Origin of the sequence: Halalkalibacillus sediminis (assembly GCF_002844535.1) — a bacterium.
Lineage (GTDB): Bacteria > Bacillota > Bacilli > Bacillales > Alkalibacillaceae > Halalkalibacillus_A > Halalkalibacillus_A sediminis.
The window spans coordinates 471,816-498,514 of the sequence record NZ_PJNH01000003.1; the positions used below are offsets into that span (position 1 = coordinate 471,816).

At 39.2% G+C, this 26,699-nt stretch carries 28 protein-coding genes and 1 other RNA gene; 27 read left to right on the forward strand and 2 right to left on the reverse strand.

What is annotated here, in order from left to right:
• The first annotated feature begins 171 nt into the window (after positions 1-171).
• From acsA to CEY16_RS12140, 6 genes are all read left to right on the forward strand, one after another.
• Positions 172-1,887 (forward strand): acetate--CoA ligase, encoded by a 1,716-nt coding sequence (gene acsA, locus CEY16_RS12115; protein WP_238378842.1) that lies wholly within the window; start codon positions 172-174, stop codon positions 1,885-1,887.
• A gap of 203 nt (positions 1,888-2,090) precedes the next feature.
• The gene (locus CEY16_RS12120) at positions 2,091-2,570 is read left to right on the forward strand and encodes a PH domain-containing protein (RefSeq protein ID WP_101332293.1); all 480 of its coding nucleotides are present in this window, start codon (positions 2,091-2,093) and stop codon (positions 2,568-2,570) included.
• Positions 2,563-4,014 carry a PH domain-containing protein gene (locus CEY16_RS12125; RefSeq protein WP_101332294.1) on the forward strand — a complete coding sequence of 484 codons (1,452 nt, stop codon included), beginning with the start codon at positions 2,563-2,565 and terminating at the stop codon, positions 4,012-4,014. The genes CEY16_RS12120 and CEY16_RS12125 overlap by 8 nt, the downstream gene beginning before the upstream one ends.
• A 68-nt stretch (positions 4,015-4,082) precedes the next feature.
• Entirely contained in the window at positions 4,083-5,393 is a 1,311-nt protein-coding gene (locus tag CEY16_RS12130) for a lysine N(6)-hydroxylase/L-ornithine N(5)-oxygenase family protein (RefSeq protein ID WP_101332295.1), read from the forward strand.
• A gap of 76 nt (positions 5,394-5,469) precedes the next feature.
• A complete protein-coding gene (locus CEY16_RS12135; protein ID WP_101332296.1) occupies positions 5,470-5,988 on the forward strand; it encodes a type 1 glutamine amidotransferase domain-containing protein in 519 nt (172 codons plus the stop codon).
• Between the two features lie 170 nt (positions 5,989-6,158).
• On the forward strand, positions 6,159-6,929 hold the full coding sequence (locus CEY16_RS12140) for a DUF3891 family protein (RefSeq protein ID WP_101332297.1): 771 nt from the start codon (positions 6,159-6,161) through the stop codon (positions 6,927-6,929).
• A 220-nt stretch (positions 6,930-7,149) separates the two neighbouring features.
• On the opposite strand, the gene CEY16_RS12145 is transcribed toward CEY16_RS12140, so the two are convergent.
• Positions 7,150-8,433: a glycoside hydrolase family 18 protein gene (locus tag CEY16_RS12145; protein ID WP_101332298.1), complete on the reverse strand. Its 1,284-nt coding sequence runs from the start codon at positions 8,431-8,433 to the stop codon at positions 7,150-7,152.
• An 88-nt stretch (positions 8,434-8,521) separates the two neighbouring features.
• Here CEY16_RS12145 and tadA point away from each other — a divergent pair, with 88 nt between their 5' ends.
• From tadA to rsmI, 16 genes are all read left to right on the forward strand, one after another.
• Positions 8,522-8,977, forward strand: a complete 456-nt coding sequence (gene tadA / locus CEY16_RS12150; protein WP_101332299.1) for a tRNA adenosine(34) deaminase TadA — start codon at positions 8,522-8,524, stop codon at positions 8,975-8,977.
• 104 nt (positions 8,978-9,081) lie between these two features.
• Positions 9,082-9,348, forward strand: an RNA gene (ffs, locus tag CEY16_RS12155) — signal recognition particle sRNA large type.
• Between the two features lie 222 nt (positions 9,349-9,570).
• Complete coding sequence (gene dnaX / locus CEY16_RS12160) at positions 9,571-11,265, forward strand: DNA polymerase III subunit gamma/tau (RefSeq protein ID WP_101332300.1); 1,695 nt, start codon at positions 9,571-9,573, stop codon at positions 11,263-11,265.
• Between the two features lie 16 nt (positions 11,266-11,281).
• The gene (locus CEY16_RS12165) at positions 11,282-11,605 is read left to right on the forward strand and encodes a YbaB/EbfC family nucleoid-associated protein (protein WP_101332301.1); all 324 of its coding nucleotides are present in this window, start codon (positions 11,282-11,284) and stop codon (positions 11,603-11,605) included.
• Between the two features lie 12 nt (positions 11,606-11,617).
• A complete protein-coding gene (gene recR / locus CEY16_RS12170) occupies positions 11,618-12,214 on the forward strand; it encodes a recombination mediator RecR (protein WP_101332302.1) in 597 nt (198 codons plus the stop codon).
• Positions 12,215-12,288: 74 nt separating this feature from the next.
• The gene (locus CEY16_RS12175) at positions 12,289-12,555 is read left to right on the forward strand and encodes a pro-sigmaK processing inhibitor BofA family protein (protein WP_101332303.1); all 267 of its coding nucleotides are present in this window, start codon (positions 12,289-12,291) and stop codon (positions 12,553-12,555) included.
• A gap of 66 nt (positions 12,556-12,621) precedes the next feature.
• Positions 12,622-12,810, forward strand: a complete 189-nt coding sequence (locus tag CEY16_RS12180) for a sigma factor G inhibitor Gin (protein WP_162297934.1) — start codon at positions 12,622-12,624, stop codon at positions 12,808-12,810.
• 88 nt (positions 12,811-12,898) lie between these two features.
• Positions 12,899-14,341: an aminotransferase class I/II-fold pyridoxal phosphate-dependent enzyme gene (locus CEY16_RS12185; RefSeq protein ID WP_101332305.1), complete on the forward strand. Its 1,443-nt coding sequence runs from the start codon at positions 12,899-12,901 to the stop codon at positions 14,339-14,341.
• Complete coding sequence (gene tmk / locus CEY16_RS12190; RefSeq protein ID WP_101332306.1) at positions 14,338-14,976, forward strand: dTMP kinase; 639 nt, start codon at positions 14,338-14,340, stop codon at positions 14,974-14,976. Before CEY16_RS12185 ends, tmk begins: the two co-directional genes overlap by 4 nt.
• A gap of 89 nt (positions 14,977-15,065) precedes the next feature.
• Positions 15,066-15,395 (forward strand): cyclic-di-AMP receptor, encoded by a 330-nt coding sequence (locus CEY16_RS12195; protein ID WP_101332307.1) that lies wholly within the window; start codon positions 15,066-15,068, stop codon positions 15,393-15,395.
• A 21-nt stretch (positions 15,396-15,416) separates the two neighbouring features.
• Entirely contained in the window at positions 15,417-15,857 is a 441-nt protein-coding gene (locus CEY16_RS12200) for a YaaR family protein (protein ID WP_101332308.1), read from the forward strand.
• 14 nt (positions 15,858-15,871) lie between these two features.
• Complete coding sequence (gene holB / locus CEY16_RS12205) at positions 15,872-16,855, forward strand: DNA polymerase III subunit delta' (RefSeq protein ID WP_101332309.1); 984 nt, start codon at positions 15,872-15,874, stop codon at positions 16,853-16,855.
• A 12-nt stretch (positions 16,856-16,867) separates the two neighbouring features.
• The gene (locus CEY16_RS12210) at positions 16,868-17,695 is read left to right on the forward strand and encodes a PSP1 domain-containing protein (RefSeq protein WP_101332310.1); all 828 of its coding nucleotides are present in this window, start codon (positions 16,868-16,870) and stop codon (positions 17,693-17,695) included.
• A 14-nt stretch (positions 17,696-17,709) separates the two neighbouring features.
• Positions 17,710-18,057: a DNA replication initiation control protein YabA gene (gene yabA, locus CEY16_RS12215; protein ID WP_101332311.1), complete on the forward strand. Its 348-nt coding sequence runs from the start codon at positions 17,710-17,712 to the stop codon at positions 18,055-18,057.
• 69 nt (positions 18,058-18,126) lie between these two features.
• Positions 18,127-18,909, forward strand: coding sequence for a tRNA1(Val) (adenine(37)-N6)-methyltransferase (locus CEY16_RS12220; protein WP_101332312.1), 783 nt, complete (start codon positions 18,127-18,129; stop codon positions 18,907-18,909).
• Positions 18,884-19,756: a 16S rRNA (cytidine(1402)-2'-O)-methyltransferase gene (gene rsmI / locus CEY16_RS12225; protein WP_101332313.1), complete on the forward strand. Its 873-nt coding sequence runs from the start codon at positions 18,884-18,886 to the stop codon at positions 19,754-19,756. Before CEY16_RS12220 ends, rsmI begins: the two co-directional genes overlap by 26 nt.
• A gap of 128 nt (positions 19,757-19,884) precedes the next feature.
• On the opposite strand, the gene CEY16_RS12230 is transcribed toward rsmI, so the two are convergent.
• Positions 19,885-20,163, reverse strand: a complete 279-nt coding sequence (locus tag CEY16_RS12230) for an AbrB/MazE/SpoVT family DNA-binding domain-containing protein (RefSeq protein WP_101332314.1) — start codon at positions 20,161-20,163, stop codon at positions 19,885-19,887.
• A gap of 327 nt (positions 20,164-20,490) precedes the next feature.
• On the opposite strand from CEY16_RS12230, the gene metG reads away from it, so the two are divergent.
• The 5 genes from metG to rsmA all read left to right on the forward strand — a co-directional run bounded on the left by metG (position 20,491) and on the right by rsmA (position 26,661).
• Entirely contained in the window at positions 20,491-22,455 is a 1,965-nt protein-coding gene (gene metG / locus CEY16_RS12235; RefSeq protein ID WP_101332315.1) for a methionine--tRNA ligase, read from the forward strand.
• A gap of 126 nt (positions 22,456-22,581) precedes the next feature.
• Positions 22,582-23,349 (forward strand): TatD family hydrolase, encoded by a 768-nt coding sequence (locus CEY16_RS12240; protein WP_101332316.1) that lies wholly within the window; start codon positions 22,582-22,584, stop codon positions 23,347-23,349.
• A gap of 274 nt (positions 23,350-23,623) precedes the next feature.
• Positions 23,624-25,027, forward strand: a complete 1,404-nt coding sequence (locus tag CEY16_RS15530) for a G5 and 3D domain-containing protein (RefSeq protein WP_101332317.1) — start codon at positions 23,624-23,626, stop codon at positions 25,025-25,027.
• Positions 25,028-25,226: 199 nt separating this feature from the next.
• The gene (rnmV, locus tag CEY16_RS12250; RefSeq protein ID WP_101332318.1) at positions 25,227-25,790 is read left to right on the forward strand and encodes a ribonuclease M5; all 564 of its coding nucleotides are present in this window, start codon (positions 25,227-25,229) and stop codon (positions 25,788-25,790) included.
• Entirely contained in the window at positions 25,783-26,661 is an 879-nt protein-coding gene (gene rsmA, locus CEY16_RS12255; protein WP_101332319.1) for a 16S rRNA (adenine(1518)-N(6)/adenine(1519)-N(6))-dimethyltransferase RsmA, read from the forward strand. The genes rnmV and rsmA overlap by 8 nt, the downstream gene beginning before the upstream one ends.
• Positions 26,662-26,699 lie beyond the last annotated feature (38 nt).

Here is a 26,699-nt window from a genome sequence, read left to right on the forward strand (position 1 = left end):
TTGAAATATTTTTTCAAGTAAGTGGCGGGAATGTTTGAATATTTTTTGAACAGGAAAAACAATGAATACAATTTGGATGACTTTTAAAAATAGATGATGTCGTATACAATTGTAGTAACTGAATATTTTAAAAATTTAATCATAACAATTTTAAAAGTAGAGGTGAGCCGAGTGAGTGAAAAAGTATTAAAGGCAAGTAATGGTAATCATAATTTAAGTGACTATGAAAAAACATATGAGAATTTCGACTGGGAAGAGTCTAAAAAAGCTTTTTCCTGGAATGAAACTGGTAAGGTCAACGCAGCTTATGAAGCAATTGACCGCCATGCTGAAAATCCTGATAAAAAGGATCAGGTGGCACTTCATTTTACATCGCCTGACCGAACAGAAGACGTAACATTCGATCAACTCAAGCGTTCTAGTAATCAGTTCGCGAATGTATTGAAAAAGCAAGGGATTGAAAAAGGTGATCGTGTATTTATGTTTATGCCGAGATCGCCGGAATTTTACGCAAGTTTCTTTGGTGTGTTAAAAGTGGGAGCGATTGCAGGTCCATTATTTGAAGCATTTATGGAGCAGGCTGTTCGGGACCGCTTAGAGGATAGCGAAGCAGTTATGTTGATCACAACTCCAGAACTATTGGAACGTGTACCACAAGATGAGTTGCTAGATCTGAAAAAAATCGTGCTTGTTGGAGATTCCAAGGATATTGATGATGGGTATATCGATTTCTATAAGGAAATGGATCAGGCAAGCGAAGATTTCGACATTGAATGGGTCGATCTTGAAGATGGAATGTTGATTCATTATACTTCTGGGTCAACTGGAAAGCCTAAAGGTGTCTATCACGTCCACAACGCAATGATTCAGCATTACCAGACAGGGAAATGGGTCCTTGATCTGAAAGAGGGCGATGTTTATTGGTGTACAGCCGACCCAGGTTGGGTAACTGGAACTAGTTATGGAATCTTCGCTCCATGGTTAAACGGTGTTACGAACGTAATCGTCGGAGGCCGCTTTACTCCTGATGCATGGTATGGTGCTTTGGATCAATACAATGTAACCGTTTGGTATTCAGCACCGACTGCTTTCCGTAAGTTGATGAGTGCAGGAGCAGATGTTCCGAAGAAACATGACTTATCTTCATTACGTCATATTTTAAGTGTAGGAGAACCGTTGAACCCTGAAGTTGTTCACTGGGGCATGAAAGCGTTTGATTTAAGAATTCACGATACATGGTGGATGACAGAGACTGGCGCGATGCTTATTTGTAACTTCCCAACAATGGATATTCGTCCAGGTTCTATGGGTAAACCTATTCCGGGTATCGAGGCTGCTATTGTCGATGATGAAGGAAACGAGTTGCCTCCGAATCAAATGGGGAACTTAGCCATTAAAAGAGGTTGGCCATCCATGATGCGTGCAATTTGGAAACGTCCTCAGAAATTCGAAAGCTATTTCGTCAATGGGTGGTACGTTTCTGGAGATAGTGCTTATCAAGATGAAGACGGATATTTCTGGTTCCAAGGTCGTTTAGATGATGTAATCAATACATCTGGAGAGCGCGTAGGACCTTTCGAAGTAGAAAGTAAATTGATCGAGCACGAAGCAGTATCTGAAGCGGGTGTTATCGGTAAACCGGATCCTGAACGTGGTGAAATCATCAAAGCTTTCATCGCATTGAACGAAGGCTATGAAGATTCAGATGATTTACGTGAAGAAATCCGTCAGTTCGTCAAAAAAGGATTCGCCGCACACGCAGCACCTCGTGAAATTGAAGTTACTGAAAGCATTCCAAAAACTCGTAGTGGTAAAATTATGAGACGACTATTGAAATCAAGAGAACTTGGCTTGCCAGAAGGTGACACTTCAACCTTAGAAGAATAAATAGATGAAAACATGCCTTGGGCGATCATTCATCGTCCAAGGTTTTTTCTTATCAGGAAAACAGAAAAGTATAGCACATAATTGTCTAGCTCCAGTCCCTACGTTTCTGAACGGGCGCTTGCGTTTTTCTATTTAATTGCAACCGTACATAGCATTTAATCGTACTAATCATATAGAGTTTTGATAAAGAGAGGGTTTTTGAAATGAGACAAGCACCACAACAACGGATTGCAAAGGATGCAATCAAGGCATGGAAGACTGCGGCCATATTATGGATGCTCATTCCATGGTTAGTTACGATTGGCGGATACATAATTAGTTATTTCGTTGACTTTCCTTATTGGATCCCGACGGTTGCACTTATCGTAACCATTATTTTGACCGTAGTATCGATCTTTATTATCCCGAAGCTTCGCTGGAGACGATGGAGGTATGAACTTTTCGACCAGGAGATTTATATTCAGCATGGCATACTGATTGTATCTCGTACGTTGGTCCCCATGATTCGTGTTCAGCACGTCGATACGAAGCAAGGACCGATTTTGAAAATGTTCAATTTAGCTAGCCTAACCATTTCAACTGCTGCAACCACTCATGAAATACCTGCTTTGCTTGAAGAAGAAGCGGCTGAACTTCGAGATCAAATCTCAGATCTAGCAAGGGTGGATCAGGAAGATGTTTGATTTGAAAAGACTTCACCCGGTAGCTGTTATCTTTCAGATGTTCAAAATCGTGCGACAAATCTATCTAGCGATTATCCCGATTGTCGTTTTAACGATCCAGGATGGATTTCTTCTATATTTAAACTTAGGGGTACTTTTGTTATTAATGCTATTGATCGGTTCAAGTGTATTACATTGGTTGCGATTTAAATATACGGTTGAAAATGATGAACTATATATCGAGAAAGGCATCTTGATTCGTAAGAAAAGATATATTTCTAAAAATAGGATTCAATCAATTGATCTGACTCAAGGTATCATTCATCGAATATTCGGACTGACGAAAGTGGATATCGAGACGGCAGGAAGCAATGAAGGCACTGATGCTTCATTGAGTGCAGTCACATTTGCCGAAGGACACAGGCTACAAAATGCATTGAAAAACAGACAGCAAACGGATTCATTTACTGAAGTTGATGAGAAATTAGAAAAAGAAGAGGCGCCCTCGATTGCTATATCACAAAAAAGGCTATTGATTGCTGGGTCTACCTCTGGAAGTATCGGAGTGATTTTGGCATTATTCGCTTTTGGTTTATCAGAGGTTGAGCGCTTTATTCCAGAGAGCTTCTATAACCAAGTAGCTCAGTGGTTCCTAGGGTTAACGATTGAGTTCATAATAGGGTTGGCGTTGTTTTTACTGATTATATTATGGGTTCTGGGAATATTAGGTACAATGATTCGTTATGGAAACTTCAAAATCACCAAGTATGAAAATGAAATTTTTATAACAAGAGGCCTGATTGAAAAAAGGCAAATGACAATTCCGCTTAAGAGAATACAAGCTGTCGGAATAGAAGAAAGTCTCATCCGTCAACCTCTTGGTTATGCCACTATTTTTGTAGAAATAGCTGGTGGGGTTAAGGAGATGGGAGGAGAAGGACATACGGTTCTTTTTCCAATTATGAAAAAGAAAGAAATCCCTGGATTCCTAGAGACGATCTTGCCAGAGTATCAACAAATGCCTGATGGAATGACTGGGCTCCCGAAAAGGGCTTTACCCTATTATATGGCGAGAGGGTTATGGGTACCTCTTGTTTTAAGTGTAGTTGTCTCGGTCTTTTGGTTGGAATGGATTTTTATACCCCTAGCACTACTCGTAATAAGTTCTTTCTTTGCTTGGCTTCGTTATCTTAGTGTAGGTTATTCAGTCGATGGAAAAGACTTATCGATCAGCCATAGAGTTTTTGCGAAGACGACTGTGCTTTTAAAGAAACAGCGAATGCAATCTTTTAAGTTAAAGCAACATTTTTTGCATAAAAAACAAGGGCTAGCTAATATGAACACCTCTGTGTTAAATAATTTTAGTGGTAGACACTATGAATTAAAGGAAATGGAACAAAGCGATGTGGATCTTCTTTTTGAATGGTATTCTGTGGAGCCAAAGGAACATCCAAAAATAAAATAGTTAAGTTTTAAGTGAACTAGGGTATTGAAGCATTACACGACTTGAATTAGAACGAGAAGGTGAATGTAATGAAAGAGTCAATATATGATTTTATAGGGATAGGGATTGGACCTTATAACTTAAGTCTAGCAGCATTAACAGAAGATATGGAGGACATAAATGCTCTGTTTTTCGACCAGACGCCGAAGATGGAGTGGCATCCTGGTATGTTGATCGAAGGAACGGATCTTCAAGTACCATTCATGGCTGACTTAGTGACTTTTGCGGATCCTACCAACAGGTATAGCTATATGAATTATTTAAAAGATCAAAACCGATTATACAAATTTTTCTTTTACCAAAAATTAGAAATACCAAGAAAAGAATATAATCACTATTTGCAATGGGCCACAGAACGAATCAGTGGTCTCCATTTCGGGAAAAAAGTAATTGATTTAATCGATCACAGTGATGAAGAGAATAGTCATTACGAAGTTGTCGTTCAAGACCGGGAGAGCGGAGAAGAAGAGCGTTACTTTTCTAAACATATCGTCATGGCTACTGGAGCAGAGCCTCTAGTGCTGGGAGATATGGAAGGATTCCCGAATGAAGATGTACTACATACAAGTAGATATCTTTATGAGAAAGAAACTCTTTTGAAATCAGACCATATAACGATTGTCGGCTCAGGGCAAAGTGCTGCAGAGATATTTGAAGATCTGCTTGATGAACGAGAAGACAAGGATTTTCATCTCACATGGCTGACGAGATCTAAAGGTATTTTCCAATTAGAAGCGGCTAAGCTGGGGCAAGAGTTTTTCTCACCTGATTATGTAGATTACTTCCACAACCTGGACTTTGAAAAGAGGAAAAACACTCTTGAAACACTGGATCCTTTAAGAAATGGAATAGATTTTTCCGCTTTGAATAGAATTTATGAACTCCTTTACCACTATTCCGTTGGTGAACAAGAATCGAAAATTACGATTCAACCTCTAACTGAAGTAAATGGAATAGAAAAAACAGAAAAGGGCTATGAACTTCAATGTAAACAGTGGCAAAAAGGTGATTCCTTTAAGTATGCTACTGAAAAAGTTGTATTGGCTACAGGATACAAGCCGAATATACCTGAATGGTTCAATAAACGTTTCGCGGACAAAATTGAGTGGGAAGAAGAAAACCTTTTTGCTGTTGAAAGGAATTATCGACTGAGATTCAAGGAAGAGCGTGACCACCACTTTTATGTCGTAACGAACTTAGAGCATAGTCACGGAACTGCAGCAACGAACTTAGGGCTTGCAGTACAAAGGAACATGGAGATCATTAATGATCTGACAGGTGAACAGCGCTTTAAATTAGAGGGAGCAAGTATATTCCAGCAATTCCAAATGGAAGAATAGTCATGTTTGCTTAGAGAAAAATCGGGAAAACATATTTGTGTTACGACATTTGTACAAATTGAAGGAGGATTTTTCAATGTCTAAGAAAATAGCTTGCCTAATTACAGATATGTTCGAGGATGTAGAATATACAGAACCTGCAAACGCGTTCCGTCAAGACGGACATGAGGTCATTACAATAGAAAAAGAAAAAGGGAAAAAAGTTAAAGGAAAGCAAGGAGAAGCTGAGATAGAGATTGATTCTTCTATTGATGAAGTGAAACCTGAAAACTTTGATGCTTTACTATTACCAGGAGGATTCTCGCCGGATATATTACGTGCGGATGACCGATTTGTACAATTTGCGAAACATTTTATGGATGAAGACAAACCGGTATTAGCTATTTGTCATGGACCACAGCTATTAATCACTGCTAAATCGCTAGAAGGAAGAACAGCTACAGGTTTTAAGTCGATTGCAGTTGATATGGAATACGCTGGAGTGAACTACAAAGACGATGAAGTAGTCGTTTGTTGTGGCCAGCTAGTGACTAGCAGACAGCCGGATGACATTCCCGCATTCAACCGAGAATCATTGAAAATACTCAATAAGTAGATGACATTCAGAGCTGAGGCAATATGCTTCAGCTCTTTTAACACTTTAAGAATGTTAAACCTTGTTAAAGGGTTAAATTATGTGAAATACCAAGGCTTTCTCCTTTAGGACTTGGCGAGAAGCCAAGTTTTTCTCAAACTATTCATATCAAATTAGAAGGAAGGGTCCATATGATTGTCCAAGAGTACGATAAATATTTTATAATGATTGACCAACATGAACACGCATTAATAAGCGGGGAGTTCGCCAAAAGGTGGGGAAGTCAATATTTCATCGGTGAAGATCGACGTTCTCAAGTAGAACTCGCCATTGCTGAACATGATCGGGCGTGGATTCCTCTTGACCAGAGCCCTAGTTGGAATGATGAAAAGGATGCCCCTCACTCTTTTATGGATTACCCTACTGAGCCTAAAGTGATCTATTACGAAAAAGGTATAGACATTGTTCAAAAAGAATCGCTTTATGCAGGGCTTTTATCAAGTAAGCATTACTTATCATTCTTTGACCACCATTCGACAGATCCCATTATTTCTCGATTTATTTCCCGGGAAATAGACAGACAAAATCGATTGATTCCGGAAATAGGCGAAATTGATCAAAAAGAAATGCATTTTCATTTTCAATTACTACAATTCTGTGATGATCTTTCGTTATATCTTTGTCTCAATGAACCAGGGGTAGATAAAGCCGATGAAAACAAAATGTTCAAAGATGGATTTCGACAAACCTTCGATAAGATTGATTCAAAAATAATTGCTAATTGGAAATCCGAAGAAGTTGTCTTAGTGGATCCTTTCCCTTTTGATGAACCATTTGAAGTGAGCCTTCCTTACCGTAAAGTATTTAAAAGTGATATAAATTCATTTGGCTTACAAGAAGCTTTTGAACAAAGCAAGGTAGAACATTTGAATATTCGCATAGAACAAGCAAAACCTGAATGATCAGCTGATCATTCAGGTTTTTTAACATTCATATAGGGGACTCTAACGATTAATTTTAGTTATCTAACACCTAGATTGAAAAATCTACGACTCAGATTCAGTTATCTAACATTCAGATTGGATAATCTATCACTTAATGCCCGAAATCTAACAGTCAGAACGAGAAATCTATCATTCACTTGTAAATGAATAGAATACTAGAGTGGTATCTTGGCTCAAGCTACCTTAGTTTTTCGATATCGAACTCATTATCTAAGAGCACCCAATTTTGAGGGAAAGCTAAGCCGAGTTTCCAGTAACTGATTCCTTTCAGATTTAATTCCCTAATTAAATCAAACTTCGCTTGGATGGAACGTGCATCTTCAAACCAAACTTCATGTTGGTTCCCATCCTCATCCCAGTAGTTGAAGTAAGGGGCTTGCGCTTCCTCGTCATATTCAATGGACTGGTTATTTTCTCTTGCGATCTGGATCGCCCTATTAGGACTGATCGCTTTCGCAAATTCTCCGCCGGGTTCATAAGGTAATGTCCAATCATACCCATATAAATTTTGACCAAGTAAGATTTTCTCAGCAGGCATTTCTGTTAATGCGTAATTCACAACATCTCTCACAGGTCCTATTGGTGACACGGCCATAGGTGGGCCTCCGCTATAGCCCCATTCGTACGTCATTAACACAACGAAATCTACTATTTCTCCGTGCGCCCCATAATCGTGAGCTTCGTACCATTGTCCCTGCTGATCTGCCCTGTTTTTTGGAGCTAATGCCGTCGATATCAACAAATCATTTTCAGATAAACGCTGCTTAGCTTTTCTGAGGAATTGGTTGTAATCTTCCACATTTTCACCGGGTAAAAATTCGAAATCGAAATGTATGTCTTGAAATCCAATCTCTTGAGCAATACGTATGATTTCATCAAGTAATTTGTCTTGAACAGCTTCGTCTGTTACGATGATTCTTCCTAATTCATCGCTGAACCCATCTTCTTCTAAATTGGTTATGACCATCATTAAAGCTGTACGATTATTAGCTGCAATCGTAGGGAAATCATCCAGAGGCGGAGGGTTCAGTGTCCCGTCGCGATTAACCCGGTAACTAAAAGGGGCTAAGTAAGTAAGTGAGCCAGCTCGAGCTCTTGCAGACTGAATCAATGTTTCACTTACAGGGTCACTAGTAGGTTCTATATATGCGTTGGATGTAATGGTGCGGGGTTCAGGAGTCGGGATTTGGAGTCTCTGACCCACTTGTAGAGGCGTGTTCAAATCTAAATTGTTAAATTGAGCTAATTCTTCGTATGAAATATTGAATTTTTTCGAGATAGAATAGAAGCTATCTCCCGATTGTACTGTATAATAGTCGGTAGGGATGACTAACGCTTGACCAATAACTAAGTCTTCTGGTTGATCGAGACCATTCAATGCTACTAGTTGATCAACTGTTGTCTGATACCTATTGGCGAGTGAGTAAATGGAGTCACCTCGTTGTACCACATGTATAACCATTGTTGGGCTCCTTTCTAAAGCATTCTCTAACCACTGTATGTTGTTCTTTAAATAGATATGATTAACGAACGTTGAAGGTGAATTAAAGATGGAAACATTTATGGAAGAAGCAATAAAAGAAGCACGCAAAGCTGAACAAATGAAAGAGGTACCGATTGGTGCTGTAATTGTTTATCAAGGTGAAGTGATTGCAAGAGGATACAATCAAAGGGAAACACTGCAAAGAAGTGATGCTCACGCTGAAATGATTGCCATTGAAAAAGCTAATCAGAAAATCGGCAGCTGGAGATTAGAGGATTGTACCATGTATGTCACTTTAGAGCCTTGTCCTATGTGTGCGGGAGCCATTCTCCAATCAAGGATACCTAAGTTGGTATATGGAGCTAGTGACCCGAAGGCTGGCTGTGCAGGTTCGTTGTTGAATCTTCTCGACGACGAACGTTTCAATCACCAAGTTGAAATTCATCCAGGGATACTCGAAGAAAAATGTGGCCGATTATTGACTGATTTTTTCAAGCAACTCAGGCTCAACAAGAAGAAATAAGTAGCAAAATTTACTACTGTTTCAGCATTGCATTTTTCATAAAAAAATTATATACTTGTAAATGCGCTCAAATTGCGCAAAACATTTTTATATCTAAACTCTTGCCGTGCTAGGTGGGGAATTAGCGGTGCCCTGTACCCACAATCCGCTACAGTGGGACTGAATCCCTGTCCGAGGTGAAGGCATCTTAAGGTCTGCCGTAAGAGCGTAGTGTTGACGTCCGGGTCCTGTGCAACGGGAACCCGTGAACCCTGTCAGGTCCGGAAGGAAGCAGCAGTAAGCGGTCATTCTTGTGTGTCGCAGGGTCACCTGGACCGAGCTACAAACTTACGTAACGCTTATGGATGTCTCCATCAACGATAGGTGCACGGCGTACATATGCACACAAAACTCATCTTTTTAAAAAGGTGAGTTTTTATTTTATACTTTTAAGAATGTTTAACATTGTTAAAGGAATAAAGTATGTGAAAAACTAAGGCTTTTGCCATTAGGACTCGGCGAGAAGCCAAATTTTTCTCATTGTCTTTTTCTTTTTGGAATTAGGGTTTTAAATGAGTTATAATTGAGAAGAAACTTAAAAGGAGTTCGTGTCTATGGCTTATCAAGCGCTATATCGCGTGTGGCGGCCACAACGCTTTCAAGACGTGGTTGGTCAACAACATATTACTCGTACGCTACAAAATGCGATGGCCCAATCGAAGGTGGCGCATGCTTATTTGTTTTCTGGTCCAAGAGGGACAGGAAAGACTAGTGCTGCGAAAATCTTTGCCAAAGCCATCAACTGTGAACATGCTCCTGTTAAGGAACCTTGTGGCGAGTGTAAAGCCTGCCAAGGGATTCAAGACGGCTCCATATCAGATATGATTGAAATTGACGCGGCTTCAAATAATGGGGTAGAAGATATTCGGGAGATTCGCGACAAAGTAAAATACGCTCCGACTGCAGTAAGTTATAAAGTTTATATTATAGATGAAGTACATATGCTTTCCACGGGTGCGTTCAATGCTTTGCTGAAAACATTAGAGGAGCCTCCGAAACATGTGATTTTTATCTTGGCTACTACAGAACCTCACAAGATTCCACTCACGATCATTTCAAGGTGTCAGCGTTTTGATTTCAAAAGGATTTCTCAACAAGTGATCGTGGATCGCATGGCTTATATTCTCGAGGAAGAAAACTTTTCATATGAAAAAAATGCTTTGATTCATATAGGCTTAGTTGCTGAGGGTGGAATGAGAGACGCTTTAAGTTTGCTCGATCAATCGATTGCTTTCAGCGATGATGATTACATCGATATGGAAGATGTGCTAGCTGTAACAGGGTCGATCGCACAAGAAAACTTGCTTAAAATGGTAGAAGCTTTAGTTGGTAATGATGCGAAAGAAGCTTTATCAATTTTGGATAATAGCATGCAAGATGGGAAAGATCCTGGTCGTTTCGTTTACGATCTAATCTATCTCCTTAGAGACCTTTTTATGTATAATAGTGCTGAAGGAATGGAAGATGTCATGGTAAGAGCCATCCCTGATGATTCTTTCAAGGAACATGCTTCGAAAATTTCTTCTCAGTGGTTGGAAAAAGCAATTGCTTTACTGAATGAGACTCAACAAGATATGAAGTGGACGAATAGCCCGAAAGTGTTGCTTGAAATCGCGTTACTCAACTTACAAGAAATTAATGTGATTCAAGAACCAAAGGGAACTTCAGAAGCTTCCCCAGAGTTGCTTGATGAAATCAATAAACTGAAAGCTGAACTGAAACAACTGAAAGATGAAGGGGTTCAGCCTAAAGAACAAGTGCAACAACAAACACCAAGCAAACGACCGCAACCTCAACGGGGCAATCGTTATAAGGTGCCTTATGAGAAAGTCAGATACACTTTATCTGAAGCCACGAAAGAAGGGCTTCAAGGTGTGAAAAAGAATTGGGCAGCCTTCATGGATGGGTTAAGAAAATCAAGCCCTCCAGCACATGCCAAATTAGTGGATAGTACACCACGGGCAGCATCTTCTCAGTCGTTGATACTCTCTTTCAAGTATGAAATCCACTGTTCACTAGTATTGGAAAATCAGGAGATGATTGAATCAGCACTTGCTCAATATACGGGCACGAAGTTGACAATCATTCCAGTTCCAGACTCTGAATGGCAAACCATACGCGAAGACTATTTAAATAATCAATCATCTGCTGAACAAGATGAAGCTGAGCAACCTCAAGAGGAAGATGAACTTGTTAGCGAGGCCAGAAAATTAGTTGGCGATGATTTATTAGAAATTAAGGATTCCTAAGGAGGAAAAACAAATAATGAAAGGCGGAATGGGAAACATGAATAACATGATGAAACAAATGCAGAAAATGCAAAAGAAAATGATGAAAGCTCAAGAGGAGCTTCATGAAATGTCGTTTGAAGCAACTGCTGGAGGCGGCATGGTCAAAGTCGTTGCTAACGGAAAGAAAGAAATCACGGATGTTGAAATCAACGAAGAAGTTGTTGATCCTGATGATGTTGATATGCTACAAGATTTGATTATTGCAGCAACTAACGAAGTGTTACAACAAGTGGAAACTACAACTAACGAGAAAATGGGAGAATTCACGAAGGGTATGAATATGCCTGGAATGTTCTAGGAGGCATACATCATGTATTATCCAGAACCAATTTCGAAATTGATTGACAGTTTCACAAAATTGCCGGGTATAGGACCGAAAACGGCCAGCCGCCTGGCTTTTTTTGTGTTGAATATGAAAGAAGATGACGTGCTGGACTTTGCAAAAGCTTTAGTTAATGCAAAACGCGAGCTTACGCATTGTTCAGTGTGTGGTCATATTACTGATAAAGATCCTTGCAGTATCTGTACGGACACTAACAGGGATGGATCGCTCATTTGTGTCGTCCAAGATCCTAAAGACGTCATTGCCATGGAGAAGATGAAGGACTTTAAAGGGAAATACCACGTCCTTCACGGTGCTATATCTCCGATGGACGGGATAGGACCAGAGGATATCAATGTGTCCAGTTTGATTGAGCGTTTGAAAGATGAAGAAGTAGAAGAATTGATTGTTGCGACGAATCCGAATGTCGAGGGCGAAGCAACTGCTATGTATATTTCAAGACTAGTTAAACCTGCTGGCATCAAGACGACGAGAATCGCTCATGGCTTACCTGTAGGTGGAGACTTGGAGTATGCAGATGAAGTGACTCTATCGAAAGCTCTTGAGGGTAGACGCGACTTATAAATTCCTTTTCCTATGTTCTATTGATATTAAAGGCAACATATATTATTGATAGGACAAGCGAAAGGGGAATTGTAATGGATCCACTTATAATAGCATTAGCTTTTTTTGCTGGAATCATTTTGCTTTTATTTTTCGGGCCACCATTGAAAATGATGCAGTGGACTTCTAGAGGAGTAATAAAAGTTGTAATCGGAGCGTTACTAATATTTTTTGTCAATGTGTTTGGAGCAATGTTCGGTCTGCATATTCCAATCAATTTGGTTACCTCGATCGTAGTTGGGTTTCTAGGAAACTTCGGTTTGGGATCATTAGTAGCGATTCATTTATTCATTCTTCCATAGAAATCTATAAATCTTATGTATAAACCTTGTTCCACCTGTCCATACTAGAGGATGGAGGTGGAGAGAATGGCTAACAAATCTATGAAACAATGTAATATTTGTGAGGATGTAACGTCAGAAGGGTTTTATTTATTTCTTACTTTCATTTGCTCGAAATGTGAACAAGAAATGGTGCATACATCGCCCGAAGAGGAAAAATACCAATACTTCATTGATCGATTGAAATCCAATAGAATACAGGAAATGTTGATGTAATGAAGCTGAAGCCCAGCTTCTTTTTTTTCGTATTCTAATCTTTATATAGTAATATGAAAAGATAGACTGCATTAGGAGAGATCATACTATGAATCAATCGAAAGCCCCTTTGTTCGAAGCTATAAGTAAGCATGCTAATAGAAACCCGATCTCATTCCATGTTCCAGGACACAAAAATGGTGAGTTATTCTCAGACCACCATCATTTGAATGAGTTTCTGAAATACGATTTAACCGAACTCCCAGAATTGGACGACCTACATCAACCAGAAGGCGTTATTCGAGAAGCGGAACAGTTAGCAGCGGATTTTTATGGTGTTGATCGTACATTTTTTCTGGTGAACGGAACTACTGTGGGAAATTTGGCTATGATTATGAGCAGCTGTACCAAAGGGTCTAAAGTTCTTGTACAAAGAAATAGCCACAAGTCGGTCATGCATGGGCTCGAATTAGCAGGGTGCCAACCTATCTTCTTTTCACCACTGTTTGATCGTGAAACGGGAAGGTATTCCGATGTAGATTCAAATTCGATTTGTGATCTGATTAAAGAAACCCAGGACCTAGAGGCTGTGATCTTAACGTACCCTGATTATTTCGGGAGCACGTATGACTTAACCGAAATCATTCAGGTTGCTCACTCAAAAGATATTCCAGTTCTGATTGATGAAGCGCATGGGGCCCATTTTAAGTGGGGCGCACCTTTTCCAAAATCGGCGATTGATCTTGGGGCAGATGTGGTTGTCCATTCAGCTCACAAATCTCTACCAGCCATGACGATGGGTTCTAACTTACATATATGTTCAGATAGAGTGTCCGAACAAAAAACCAAGATGTATCTTCAAATGCTCCAATCAAGCAGCCCTTCGTATCCGATTATGGCTTCTTTGGATTTATCAAGAAAATATCTAGCTGAACTTACTCCCAAAATAGTTTCTCACACTATTCAAAGGCTGGATCAGTGTAGGGAGATACTAAGCAGTGTCCCCAACTTCACGGTTCAACCAATAAGAGAGACGATAGACGATCCGTTAAAAATAACGATTTCTTCCGATACCGTTAATCTTCAACAGATGATGGAAGTCTTTCATGAACAAGGTATTTACCCAGAAATGATTGAGAACAATCAGTTGTTGCTCATTGGAGGGTTGAACGTATCTGATGAAGCGGTTCATCGAATGGAGTCTGTGAAGAATTTAGTAGAATCGGTAACATTCGATCCAATACATGATAAAATGAACGACAGAGATATGTATGCATATAAAGTTGAAGTCTTTGAGTATAGTTTTCATGAACTTCAACAAATGAATACTCATAGAGTTGAATGGAAAAATGCATGTGGAAATATTTCTGCTGAAACCGTTACTCCTTATCCACCAGGAATACCCGTCTTGATGAAGGGTGAGAGGATAACGGAAAAACATGTGCAATTCATATTAAGTTCATTAAAAGAGAATCGTTATATTCAATATACGGGTGAAAACTTATCGAAGGGCATCCAGGTTTTTGCCGATAGAAAGGGTTTAGTCAGGTGAGTGGATTATTTATAACATTTGAAGGCGGAGAAGGTGCAGGAAAAACAAGCGCCTTATCCTACATATATGAAGTTCTGATTAATAAAGGATATGATGTTGTTCAAACGCGTGAACCAGGTGGTATAGAAATTTCCGAAAAGATAAGGGAAGTTATTTTAAATAAAAACCATACAGCAATGGACGGGCGCACTGAAGCATTATTGTATGCTGCTGCTCGCCGTCAGCATTTGGTTGAAAGGGTAATCCCAGCCTTGAACGAAGGGAAAATCGTCCTTTGTGATCGGTTTGTCGACAGTAGTTTAGCTTACCAAGGCTACGCGCGAGGCCTAGGGATTGATGAAGTGTTCACAATCAATCAGTTTGCTATAGAGAATTGTATGCCTGATGCGACAATCCTTTTTGAACTCGATCCCAAAATAGGTTTAGAAAGAATCGCTGCCAATAAAGGGCGAGAACAGAATAGGCTAGATTTAGAAAAGATAACATTTCATCAGAAAGTATATGAAGCTTATTCCATGCTTAAAAAGAGATTTCCTGAACGAATCCATTCAATTGATGCGAACGAGAGTCAGGCGAATGTCCAGGAAGCATGCTTAAATAAAGTGCTTTCCTTTTTAGAAGATCACAAAAAATGACGCCCACTTTTGTGAAAAATTCTGCTTTTTACTGCTAAAAGTTCAGACAACTTGTTATAATATATATAAAAGTACTAAGGAGGAAAAGGATGAAACTAATCCTTGCGGTTGTTCAGGATAAGGATTCTAACCGATTGGTGGATGCTTTATCTAAAGGAGATTTCAAAACAACAAAATTATCATCTAGTGGAGGGTTCCTGAAAGAAGGGAACACGACTCTGATGATCGGTTGCGATGATGAATACGTGGACCAAGCTTTAGAGTTGATTCGAGATAATTGTAGTCACCGTGATCAAATGGTTGCGCCTATTTCTCCAATGGGTGGGAATGCGGATTCGTATATTCCGAAACCAGTTAAAGTGGAAGTTGGAGGAGCTACTTGTTTCGTCTTGCCAGTAGAAGGATTTTTTCAATTTTAGTAACGGAGGGGGCGATTGGTTATGAAAATCGGTCAAGATTTACGTTCAAAAGTGGAACCGACAAAAAAGAATATTTCTAGCCGATCGACTTCTGTGAAATCCTTTCAACAGGTAGTGGGCCAAGAAACCCAGAAGATGAAGGAAAGTGAGATGGACCGGCTCTTATCACAGATCTCTGATCAAGGTGAGAAATTAGCTGAATACAGAACCTTTAAAGATCTAGCTAAATATAAAAAGCTTGTGCGCCAGTTCATACAAGAAGCTGTCCAATATGGGCTAGAGTTAGAGCAAACTAGAAGTTGGAATGCCAGCGGGAATAATCGTAAATTGACCTTAGTCAAAACGATTGATGAAAAATTAGTCCAGCTGACAGATGATATATTGGATCAAGAAAAGAAGTCTATTGACATCCTTGATGTAATCGGAGAAATTAAGGGAATGTTGATGAATATGTATGCTTAGTTAGGATGACACGCATGACTACCTGGTCCCAATTGAAAAGCAACCAACCAATTGCGATAAAAATGTTACAGAATAGCATAGAAAAGCAAAGAACTGCTCACGCCTATTTGTTTCACGGGCCTAAAGGGACTGGCAAAGTAGAAGCCAGTCTTTTATTTGCGATGAGCTATTTTTGTGAAAACCGTGAAGGAACTAGTGAACCTTGTGGGGAATGTCATTCATGTAAAAGGATACAGACGGGCAATCACCCCGATGTCCATTGGATAAAACCAGATGGTCAGTCGATTAAAAAGGAACAAATCGAACATCTTCAAAAAGAGTTCACTTATACAGGGTTAGAATCCACTCAGAAATGCTACATAATAGAAGATGCAGAAAAGATGACTGTGCATTCGGCCAATCGGTTGCTGAAGTTCTTAGAAGAACCCAGTCGTCAGACAGTAGCTATTTTGCTTTCTGAGAATATTGATTCCATGTTGGCGACTATATTATCACGTTGTCAGCGTATACAGTTCCAGCCTTTAAGCCAAACTGAGCAACAACAGTACTTAATCGAACAAGGCATCCCTGATTCTACAGCACGGATTTGTGTTGCTATGAATTTGAATATATATGAGGCAAAAGAATGGAAAGATGATGAGTGGTTTGCCGAAGCACGAAAAATAGTGTTACAATTGATGGAAAAAGTAATGAATTCAAATAACGAAGGCTATTTGTTCATTCACCAAGCTTGGTTTGATCATTTTAAGGATCGGAACCAACTAGAAACTGGCTTGGAGCTCTTATTGTTGTGGTTCAAAGATATTATATTATACCATTTAGACGAAAAAGAACAGTTAGTCTTTTACGATCAATCAGATCGAATAGAACGTTATCATCAAATGATGACGATAGATCAGGCAAAACATGCAGTATACAATATACTCGATACAAAACGGAGAGTTTCCATGAATGTCCACCAGACATTAGCAATGGAACATTTAGTCCTTCAAATATAGAGGTGATATAGATTGGTAGAAGTAATCGGTGTACGCTTCAAGAAAGCGGGTAAGATATACTATTTCGACCCGGGGGATCAAGAGATTACTACCGATGATCATGTCATCGTAGAAACAGTACGAGGCATCGAATATGGGGATGTAGTCATTGCAAATAAAAAAGTAGATGAAGAGGATGTCGTGCTTCCACTGAAGAAAGTGATTCGAATTGCAGACGATAAGGATCACTTGACAGTAAGCGAAAACGAAGAGAAAACGACAGAAGCTTTTAACATATGTGTAGAAAAAATAGACGAGCATCAGTTGGATATGAACTTAGTTGATGCTGAATTTACATTCGATCGCAATAAAATCATTTTTTATTTTACGGCTGAAGGTCGAGTCGACTTCCGTCATTTAGTAAAAGATTTGGCATCTGTGTTCAAGACACGGATTGAATTGAGACAAATTGGTGTCAGGGATGAGGCTAAAATGCTCGGTGGTATCGGGCCATGTGGACGTATGCTTTGCTGTTCCACGTTCTTAGGTGATTTCGAGCCAGTTTCAATCAAAATGGCTAAGGATCAAAACTTATCCTTAAATCCTGCAAAAATATCTGGACTTTGTGGCCGCCTAATGTGCTGCCTCAAATATGAGAATGATATGTACGAGGATGCTAAGCGAGAGCTTCCGGACATCGGTGAGATCGTGAAGACTTCTAATGGCTCAGGTAAAGTAGTGGGATTAAATATGCTTGAACGTTTAGTTCAACTAGACCTTAAAGATATGGATCGTACTGTAGAATATACTTTAGACGAGCTAATAGAAGAAGGAGCGATTTCGGTTCCTGCAACAAAATAACGAGGTGTAGCAACATGAACAAAAAAGAAATGCTCGATCGTTTTTCAAATTTGGAAAAACGCTTCGTCGAACTTCAAGATGATTTCGGGGTTCTGAAAACTAATCTCGTTCAAATGATTGAAGAGAATCATCAACTTGCTCATGAAAATCACCACTTGAGGCAAAGGTTAGAGGATCTGACGGACAAACAAGATCCTACTGGTGACCAATCACCTTCTGACAACTCTAAAGCTTCAACCGTTGGAGAAGGGTATGACAACCTTGCTAGAATTTATGAGGAAGGATTCCACATTTGTCATGTTTATTTTGGAACACCGAGAGAAGAAGAAGATTGTATTTTCTGTCTGAAATTTTTTGGATAACTACTTAATTATAAGCATCCATTGTTGGCTTCCAACGATGGGTGCTTTTCCTAAGAGGAGACGAATAACATGGTGGAATTAAAAGGTGATGAGAGAATTGATTATCTACTAGCCGATCGAAAAAGAAGGATTATTCAAAGTCCTAGTGTCTTTGCTTTTTCAATAGACGCTGTACTCCTAGCTGAATTCACTTATTTACCCCTTAAAAAAGGGAAAGTTCTGGACCTTTGCACAGGCAACGGTGTGGTGCCATTATTTTTATCCAAGCGCTCTAAGGTCCAAATGGTAGGAGTAGAATTACAGGAACGAATTTATGACATGGCTATTCGTAATGTAGAGCTCAATGACCTTCAAGATCAGATTAATATGATCCATGGCGATTTGAAAGATATGCCGAGACAATTGGGGCATAGCAAGTACGATCTCGTCACCTGTAATCCCCCTTATTTTCAGACAGAAGACCTTGATAAAAGAAACTCTAATGAATATTTAGCGATTGCTAGGCATGAAATTCATTGCAACTTGGATGAAGTTCTTAAGGCTTGTAAGATGTTGGTCAAGCCAGGAGGAAAAGTTTCACTCGTCCATAGGCCCGGTAGGATGGCTGACTTGATAGCGATTGGTAGAAAATATAACTTAGAACCTAAACGCGTCCAATTCGTTCATCCTAAGAAAGGGAAAGAAGCTAATATTGTTCTAATTGAATTCGTACGGGATGGAAGTGCTGACTTAAAGGTGATTCCACCAATCGTCATTCATGATGAGGATGGCAACTATACAGGCGAAGTCGCTAGGATTTTGTACGGAGAAGAAGGGAGCCGACAACATGGTTCACATTCAAAAAAGCTTTGAAGGTCAACAGGCTAAGTTGTACATCGTGCCAACGCCAATTGGGAATTTAGAGGACATGACATTCAGGTCAGTGGATACATTGAAAATGGTTGATTTAATAGCTTGCGAGGATACTCGTCAATCAAAGAAGTTGATGAACCATTTTGAAATAGAAACTGCATTGGTTAGTTATCATGAACATAATAAGTTCGCAAGGGAAGAAGAGTTGATTACTAAACTCAAAAATGGTAATAATATAGCAATCGTAAGTGACGCAGGAATGCCAATGATTTCAGACCCAGGATATGAAATGGTTCGTAGGGCGAGGGAAGAAGAAATTGATGTGGTAGTTTTACCAGGGGCGAACGCCGCCCTTACTGCCCTTGTCGGGTCCGGTCTGCCTGCTTATTCTTTTACATTCTATGGATTTCTACCTAGGAAGAAGAAAGAATTGAAAGAAGTACTGAATTCATTGAAAGATCAAAAGCAAACAATGATTTTCTATGAGTCACCATATAGAATGAAGCAGACATTGGAAATAATGAAGGGTGTATATCCTGCTGATAGAGGGGTCACTGTAGCAAGAGAATTGACTAAGAAATTCGAGGAGTATATTAACGGAACAGTTGAGGAAGTAAGCGAGTATTTCCAGTCTAAGAAGGCTGAAACTCGGGGAGAATTCTGTCTTATCGTAGAAGGTGGAGAAGGTCAAGAAGTAACTGAAACCAGTTGGTGGGAAGGGCTATCAATAATTGAACATGTAGAACAACATATAGAACAAGGGCTCTCAGCAAAAGACGCTATAAAGCAAACTTCCCAAGAAAGAAACATGCCCAAACGAGAAGTCTATCAAGAATATCATCAATGAATTGGCTCTTTAAAAGTTTGTTAAAGTTTGTTTTGGATTTAAATAGAAGGATTCAAAGAATCATCAACATCTGCTAGAAAAGTCATGAATTAAAAAAGGTTGTAGCAATTGCTACAACCTTGGAAAAGTTACATGTTGAATTTCTTTTGAAGCTCTGAGATCAACTGTTCAGCGCCCTCTTTACTAAGTACGATGTTTCCGTCGCCTACAGCTACGTTATCATCAGATACATCCCCCGTAATTGAGCAAGCCATGTTCGGCTTGTACTTTTTGAGGATGATTTTTTCGTCATCCACGTAAATCTCTAAGGCATCTTTTACGTTGATGTCTAATGTACGACGTAATTCTATTGGGATAACAACTCTTCCCAACTCGTCTACTTTTCTAACAATACCTGTTGATTTCATGTTTTTTTCTCTCCTCTCGATCATAGATTCGCTATCTTTCGACAATAGCGTACCATTGTAAGTGATTTTAGTCAATTAAAAGAAGCCAGAATTGTAAAAAAATGTTTCGCAATACTAAGTAATTGACTAGATACATTTTTATGTACCTTTAAAATCTGACTTCGTTATGGAAATTGTGAAATGATATCGTTACAATAGTACGTAGCATCTACAATATAGTTTAACAAAAGTAAATAAAATATAAAATAAATAATTTTGAATTTTTTTGAATACTTATAAATTATTTTTGGTTTTTGAAATGTTTTTCTTAATATAGGAGGTTATTTGATGCCGTCAGAAAAGAATTCTTTTTATATCACAACACCAATTTATTATCCAAGTGGCAATCTTCATATCGGCCACGCTTATACAACTGTAGCTGGAGATGCGATGGCTCGTTACAAACGGCTTAAAGGTTTCGACGTCATGTATTTGACAGGTACAGATGAACATGGGCAGAAGATTCAGCGTAAAGCTACGGAAGAAGGAGTCACACCTCAAGCTTACGTAGACGAAATTGTCGATGGAATTCAAGTTTTATGGGATAAATTAGATATATCACATGATGATTTTATCCGAACCACCCAAGACAGACATAAAGTAGTAGTAGAAGAGATCTTTGACCGATTGGTAAAACAAGGTGATATTTATCTTGATGAATATGAAGGCTGGTACTGTACACCTTGTGAATCTTTCTTCACGGATCGTCAATTAGAAGATGGAAAGTGTCCTGATTGCGGACGACCGGTAGAAAAAGTGAAAGAAGAGTCCTACTTTTTCAAAATGAGTAAGTATGTCGATCGTTTAGTAGCTTTCTATGAAGAAAACCCTGAGTTCATTCAGCCAGAAAGTCGGAAGAATGAGATGCTGAATAACTTCATCAAACCAGGTTTAGAAGATTTAGCAGTTTCAAGAACTACTGTAGACTGGGGAATTAAAGTCCCTGGAGATCCTAAGCATGTCATTTATATATGGATTGATGCGTTAAGCAACTATATTACCGCGTTAGGGTTTGGAACCGATAATGATGAGAAATATCAGAAGTACTGGCCAGCTGATGTCCATTTGGTTGGAAAAGAAATCGTCCGTTTCCATACGATTTATTGGCCAATCATGTTAATGGCACTGGATCTTCCTCTTCCGAAGAAAGTATTTGCTCATGGTTGGTTGCTGATGAAAGATGGAAAAATGTCCAAATCTAAAGGAAACGTTGTCGATCCTGTAGATTTAATTGATCGTTATGGACTTGATTCTTTAAGATACTATCTATTACGAGAAGTTCCATTCGGATCTGATGGTGTGTTCACACCTGAAGCATTCGTTGAGCGCTCCAACTATGATCTGGCTAATGATTTAGGGAATTTATTGAACCGTACAGTAGCTATGATCAATAAGTATTTCGATGGTGAAATTCCAGAGTTGCGTTTAAATGAGAAAACATTCGACGAAGACCTTATGAAAATGGCAGAAGTAACAACGAATAAGGTTGAAGAAGCGATGGACAACATGGAGTTTTCTGTTGCTCTTTCTGAACTTTGGAGGTTTGTCAGCCGTACAAATAAATATATTGATGAGAACGAACCATGGATTCTTGCCAAAGACGATGGAGAAAAAGGTCGCCTAGGAAATGTAATGGCTCACTTGGTTGAATCGTTACGTCAAATAGCGATCATGCTCCAACCTTTCTTGACGAATACTCCTGCAAGGATCTTTGAGCAACTCGGGCTTGAAGAAGAAGAACTTAAGAAGTGGGAAAGCTTGCGCGATCCTAAGTCTTTAGAAGGTTATAAAGTTGTGAAAAAAGGGCAGCCGATCTTCCCTCGTTTAGATACAGAGGAGGAAGTGGATGCTATTAAGAAAATGATGACCAAAAATGTTCCTGCACAACCAGCGGCAGAGGAAGAAGAAGAAAAAGAAGACAAGAGTGAAGAAATCAATTTAGATGATTTCTTTAAAGTAGATCTTCGTGTCGGTGAAGTTGTGCGAGCGGAAAAAGTAGAAAAAACAGACAAACTTCTTCGTATCCAACTGGATTTAGGGTATGAAAAGCGCCAAGTCATCTCAGGTATTGCCGAGCATTACGAGGCAGAAGATTTAATTGGTAAAAAAGTGATTTGTGTAGCGAATTTGAAGCCTGCAAAATTACGTGGAGAGCTTTCACAAGGTATGATATTAGCGGGTGAAGATAAAGCGGGAAACTTAGCTTTAGCATCTGTCGACCAGACCTTACCAAATGGTTCTAAGGTAAAATAATACAATCAAAGGGGAGCGGTTCGTAAGTTGGATCGCTCTCTTTTACACTTTGTTTAAGGACAAAACTATGTGAGAAACTTATTATTACTGGGCTGTAAATCAATTTAACAACGAGGAGTAGATATCATGTTATTCGATACACATGTACATTTAAATGCTGATCAATTTATGGATGATCGTGATGAGGTCATCAAACGTGCTCAAGAAGAAGGAGTATCGAGAATGGTTGTTGTCGGCTTTGACCGCAAAACAATTCCATTAGCGATGGAAATAGCCGAAGAATATGATTTCATTTATGCAGCAGTTGGTTGGCATCCGGTCGATGCAATCGATATGCAGGACGAAGACTTAAAATGGATTGAAGAACTCGCTGAACACCCAAAAGTAGTTGCAATCGGTGAAATGGGTCTCGATTATCATTGGGATAAATCCCCTGCAGACGTCCAAAAAGAAGTCTTTCGTAAGCAGATTGCTTTGGCAAAAAAGGTTAATTTACCTATTATCATTCACAATCGTGAAGCAACAGAGGATATTGTTCAGATTTTAAGGGAAGAAAACGCAGGTGAAATTGGCGGAATCATGCATTGTTACAATGACGTAGTCGACTATGCAAAAGAGTGTTTGGATATGGGTTTTTATATTTCTCTTGGTGGTCCAGTCACATTCAAAAATGCAACGGACCCCAAAATTGTAGCCGAAGAAGTGCCGATGGACAGGCTGTTGATCGAGACGGATTGTCCATTCCTTGCCCCTCACCCGAACCGGGGAAAGCGTAATGAACCCGCTTATGTAAAACTAGTTGCAGAAAAGATTGCAGAAATTAAAAGTCTATCTTTAGAGGAAGTGGCTGAACAGACAACCAGGAATGCCAACAAACTTTTTAATCTATCATAAGGTTGAAGTTCATAGACTCTTAATGACTAGTTATATTTATAAATCTCACGCGTATGGTATAAAAAGCCCTGATCTTGTCTAAGATGCAGTTAGGCGCCTACCAACACGTGAGATTTTTTTATTTGATCTTAATGATTTTGAAGCATGAAATGCCTTAGGGACAAGGGTCTGGAAGCTTTGTTACAGAAATGTAACCTGTATGTAAACCAATATTGTTTGACTTATGTTTTTGGGAAATCTATAATCGACAGATGTACAAAAGGAGGCATGCTTGATGATGAGCACCAGCCAAGCTAATCCGAAGAAAACACGTTTCGGAGCTAGTAAGATCATTGTTACATCAGTAGCTACTATCATAGCAATTGCATTTATTTCATTTTTCATCTATGAATCTATGAGTGCTGACGTGACAGTTAATAACAACGGCGAGGAAATCACAACAACCACCACAGCAGATACAGTTGAAGAATTAATGACCGAACTGGATATAGAAGTAGAAGATCACGATGATTTATCCGAAAATCTCAAATCAGATGTTGAAGACGGAATGGTCATCGAATACAAAAAAGCAAAAGAAGTAACTGTGAATGTCGATGGCGAGTCTGAGTCTCACTTCACAACTGAAGAAACTGTAGAACAATTCCTTGATGAACAGGGAATTGAAGTTAGTGAACATGATGAAATATCTGTTGGACTTCAAGAAAATATTGAAGATGGAATGGCTATTGATTATGACGAAGCAAAACAAGTAACAGTTGCGGAAGATGAAAAATCTGAGACATTTTTCACAACTAAAGATACAGTAGAAACTTTTCTAGATGAAAATGAAATCACTGTAAACAAACATGACGAATTATCTACTTCATTGGATTCTGAAATCAAAGATGGGATGGAACTTTCCATCGCACGTGCATTCGAAGTCAGCATCAATGATGGTGGCGAAGAGATTCAAACGATGACTACAAACATAACAGTTGAAGAGTTACTTGCGAATGAGGAAATTGATATTAATGACCTGGATCGCTTGAATGTTGAACTTGATGATGAAGTGAAAGATCAAAAAGAAATCAACATAGATCGAATTGAGAAAGAGACAGTCGAAGTCGAAGAAGCAATTGCTTTTCAGACTGAAACGAAGAACGATAGTTCATTATTGAAAGGCAAGAGCAAGGTCTTGCAACAAGGTTCAGAAGGTAAGAAAGTGAAAACCTTTGAAATTACGAAAGAAAATGGAGAAGAAGTATCCCGCGAACTGATTGACGAAAAAGTTGTGCAAGAAAGCAAAAACAAAGTCGTCGCTCAGGGTACTAAGGTTCAGCAGACAGCTAAATCTTCTTCATCTGATTCAGGAAGCGTTCAGCAAGTATCAAGTAATGATAGCGAAGTTTTAAAAGAGTTAACAATGACGGCTACTGCTTATACTGCTAAGTGTTCAGGGTGTACAGGAATTACCGCTACAGGTATCAACCTAAATAACAACCCGAACATGAAGGTCATTGCGGTTGACCCAAGTGTAATCCCATTAGGTTCTAAAGTATGGGTTGAAGGCTATGGTACTGCAATTGCTGGAGATACTGGCGGAGCGATCAATGGAAACAAAATCGATTTACACGTGGCAACAAAAAGTGAAGCATACAGCTTCGGCGTACGCACAGTCCGTGTAAAAGTATTTAAATAAACCACTTTTATTAACTTTTTAATCAAGGGATAATCCTGCTATACTTAGCGTATAGAAAAGGGTTATCCTTTTTTTATGATTGAAGAGAATATTAATTTTGGACACACTTGTCTAGCACAAGTACCCATCAACTACGTTGATAACCGGGCGCTTACGCTTTTCTTAACACTAAAACATTTTATGCAAAGAAGGTAAATTTGTGAAAATAAATGAAATCATAGTCGTTGAAGGTAAAGACGATACTACAAGAATAAAGTTAGCCGTCAGTGCTGATACAATTGAAACAAATGGTTCTGCCATCAATAAGTCCGTTTATGATCAAATCAGATTAGCAAAACAGAAAAGAGGAGTTATTGTTTTCACGGACCCTGATTATCCAGGCGAGAGGATCAGAAAGCTGATCAACGAACATGTACCTGGTTGTAAACATGCATTTTTACCAAAAGAAAAAGCAATCGGGAAGCGTGGATTAGGAATTGAGCACGCGTCTGTTGAAGATATCCAGGAAGCCTTGAGTAATGTGTATACGGTTGCTGAGGACCACGAAAGCTCCCAACAAGACTGGAAGCAACTTTTATTAGCTTATGGCTTATTAGGTGGGCCAGAAGCTAAAAGTCGTCGAAAGAGGCTAGGGGATCAATTACAAATTGGTTATGCAAATGGTAAACAGCTTGAGAAGCGATTAAACATGTTTCAAATCACTCAAGAAACGTTTGAAAAGACCATGAAACAAATTATCAAGGAGGAGCGCTCAAGTGAATAAGCCGGTAGCAACAATCACAAGAACGAAGCAAATCATGAAAGACCATCATTTATCTTTCAAAAAAAGTTTAGGTCAAAACTTTTTGATCGATGTGAATGTATTAGAGAAAATCGTATCAAAAGCAGGGGTTGATGAGGATTCTGTCGTTATCGAAATTGGCCCCGGTATCGGTGCACTGACTGAACAGTTAGCGAAAAAAGCTAAGCGCGTCTATGCATTTGAAATCGACCAACGACTTGAAAAAGTATTAGAAGAAACGATGCAGCCTTATGATAACGTTGAAATCATTTTCGAAGATATCTTAAAAGTTGATTTGGAGAAATTTTTTAAAGAAAACATCGATGCTTCTGAGCGCGTCCAAATTGTTGCTAATTTGCCTTACTATATTACGACAGCAATACTAATGAAATTACTCATGGAACGTCTCCCGATTCATTCATACACGGTGATGATGCAGAAAGAAGTTGCTGCACGGATGGCGGCCTCACCTAATACAAAGGATTACGGGTCTTTATCCATAGCGATTCAATATTACACAAAGTCCTCTGTGTTGATGACCGTTCCTAAAACATGTTTTATGCCACAGCCGAATGTGGATTCTTCCATACTGCATCTAGAACAGCGAGCGGAGCCGGCAGTGAAGACGAAAAATGATGATTTATTTTTCGAGTTAGTAAAGGCAAGTTTTGGTCAACGTCGTAAAACTTTAAAAAATAACCTGCAGAGAGCTTTTTCAGATCGTTTATCCAAAGAGGATCTGGCAGAGGTTTTCCAGGGTTCAGGCATAGAACCGTCAAGAAGAGGCGAGTCATTGACACTGGAAGAATTCGCGCAATTAGCAGATGCCAGCGAGGAAATTATTCGAAAATAGCACACAACTCCGCATTTGTAATAGGTATAGTAAAGAAG

Coding starts and splice junctions, on each gene's coding strand:
- CEY16_RS12120 (WP_101332293.1), top strand. CDS start 2,091: ATGAGACAAGCACCACAACAACGGATTGCAAAGGATGCAATCAAGGCA.
- CEY16_RS12125 (WP_101332294.1), top strand. CDS start 2,563: ATGTTTGATTTGAAAAGACTTCACCCGGTAGCTGTTATCTTTCAGATG.
- CEY16_RS12130 (WP_101332295.1), top strand. CDS start 4,083: ATGAAAGAGTCAATATATGATTTTATAGGGATAGGGATTGGACCTTAT.
- CEY16_RS12135 (WP_101332296.1), top strand. CDS start 5,470: ATGTCTAAGAAAATAGCTTGCCTAATTACAGATATGTTCGAGGATGTA.
- CEY16_RS12140 (WP_101332297.1), top strand. CDS start 6,159: ATGATTGTCCAAGAGTACGATAAATATTTTATAATGATTGACCAACAT.
- CEY16_RS12145 (WP_101332298.1), bottom strand. CDS start 8,433: ATGGTTATACATGTGGTACAACGAGGTGACTCCATTTACTCACTCGCC.
- tadA (WP_101332299.1), top strand. CDS start 8,522: ATGGAAACATTTATGGAAGAAGCAATAAAAGAAGCACGCAAAGCTGAA.
- dnaX (WP_101332300.1), top strand. CDS start 9,571: ATGGCTTATCAAGCGCTATATCGCGTGTGGCGGCCACAACGCTTTCAA.
- CEY16_RS12165 (WP_101332301.1), top strand. CDS start 11,282: ATGAAAGGCGGAATGGGAAACATGAATAACATGATGAAACAAATGCAG.
- recR (WP_101332302.1), top strand. CDS start 11,618: ATGTATTATCCAGAACCAATTTCGAAATTGATTGACAGTTTCACAAAA.
- CEY16_RS12175 (WP_101332303.1), top strand. CDS start 12,289: ATGGATCCACTTATAATAGCATTAGCTTTTTTTGCTGGAATCATTTTG.
- CEY16_RS12180 (WP_162297934.1), top strand. CDS start 12,622: ATGGCTAACAAATCTATGAAACAATGTAATATTTGTGAGGATGTAACG.
- CEY16_RS12185 (WP_101332305.1), top strand. CDS start 12,899: ATGAATCAATCGAAAGCCCCTTTGTTCGAAGCTATAAGTAAGCATGCT.
- CEY16_RS12195 (WP_101332307.1), top strand. CDS start 15,066: ATGAAACTAATCCTTGCGGTTGTTCAGGATAAGGATTCTAACCGATTG.
- CEY16_RS12200 (WP_101332308.1), top strand. CDS start 15,417: ATGAAAATCGGTCAAGATTTACGTTCAAAAGTGGAACCGACAAAAAAG.
- holB (WP_101332309.1), top strand. CDS start 15,872: ATGACTACCTGGTCCCAATTGAAAAGCAACCAACCAATTGCGATAAAA.
- yabA (WP_101332311.1), top strand. CDS start 17,710: ATGAACAAAAAAGAAATGCTCGATCGTTTTTCAAATTTGGAAAAACGC.
- CEY16_RS12220 (WP_101332312.1), top strand. CDS start 18,127: ATGGTGGAATTAAAAGGTGATGAGAGAATTGATTATCTACTAGCCGAT.
- rsmI (WP_101332313.1), top strand. CDS start 18,884: ATGGTTCACATTCAAAAAAGCTTTGAAGGTCAACAGGCTAAGTTGTAC.
- CEY16_RS12230 (WP_101332314.1), bottom strand. CDS start 20,163: ATGAAATCAACAGGTATTGTTAGAAAAGTAGACGAGTTGGGAAGAGTT.
- metG (WP_101332315.1), top strand. CDS start 20,491: ATGCCGTCAGAAAAGAATTCTTTTTATATCACAACACCAATTTATTAT.
- CEY16_RS12240 (WP_101332316.1), top strand. CDS start 22,582: ATGTTATTCGATACACATGTACATTTAAATGCTGATCAATTTATGGAT.
- CEY16_RS15530 (WP_101332317.1), top strand. CDS start 23,624: ATGATGAGCACCAGCCAAGCTAATCCGAAGAAAACACGTTTCGGAGCT.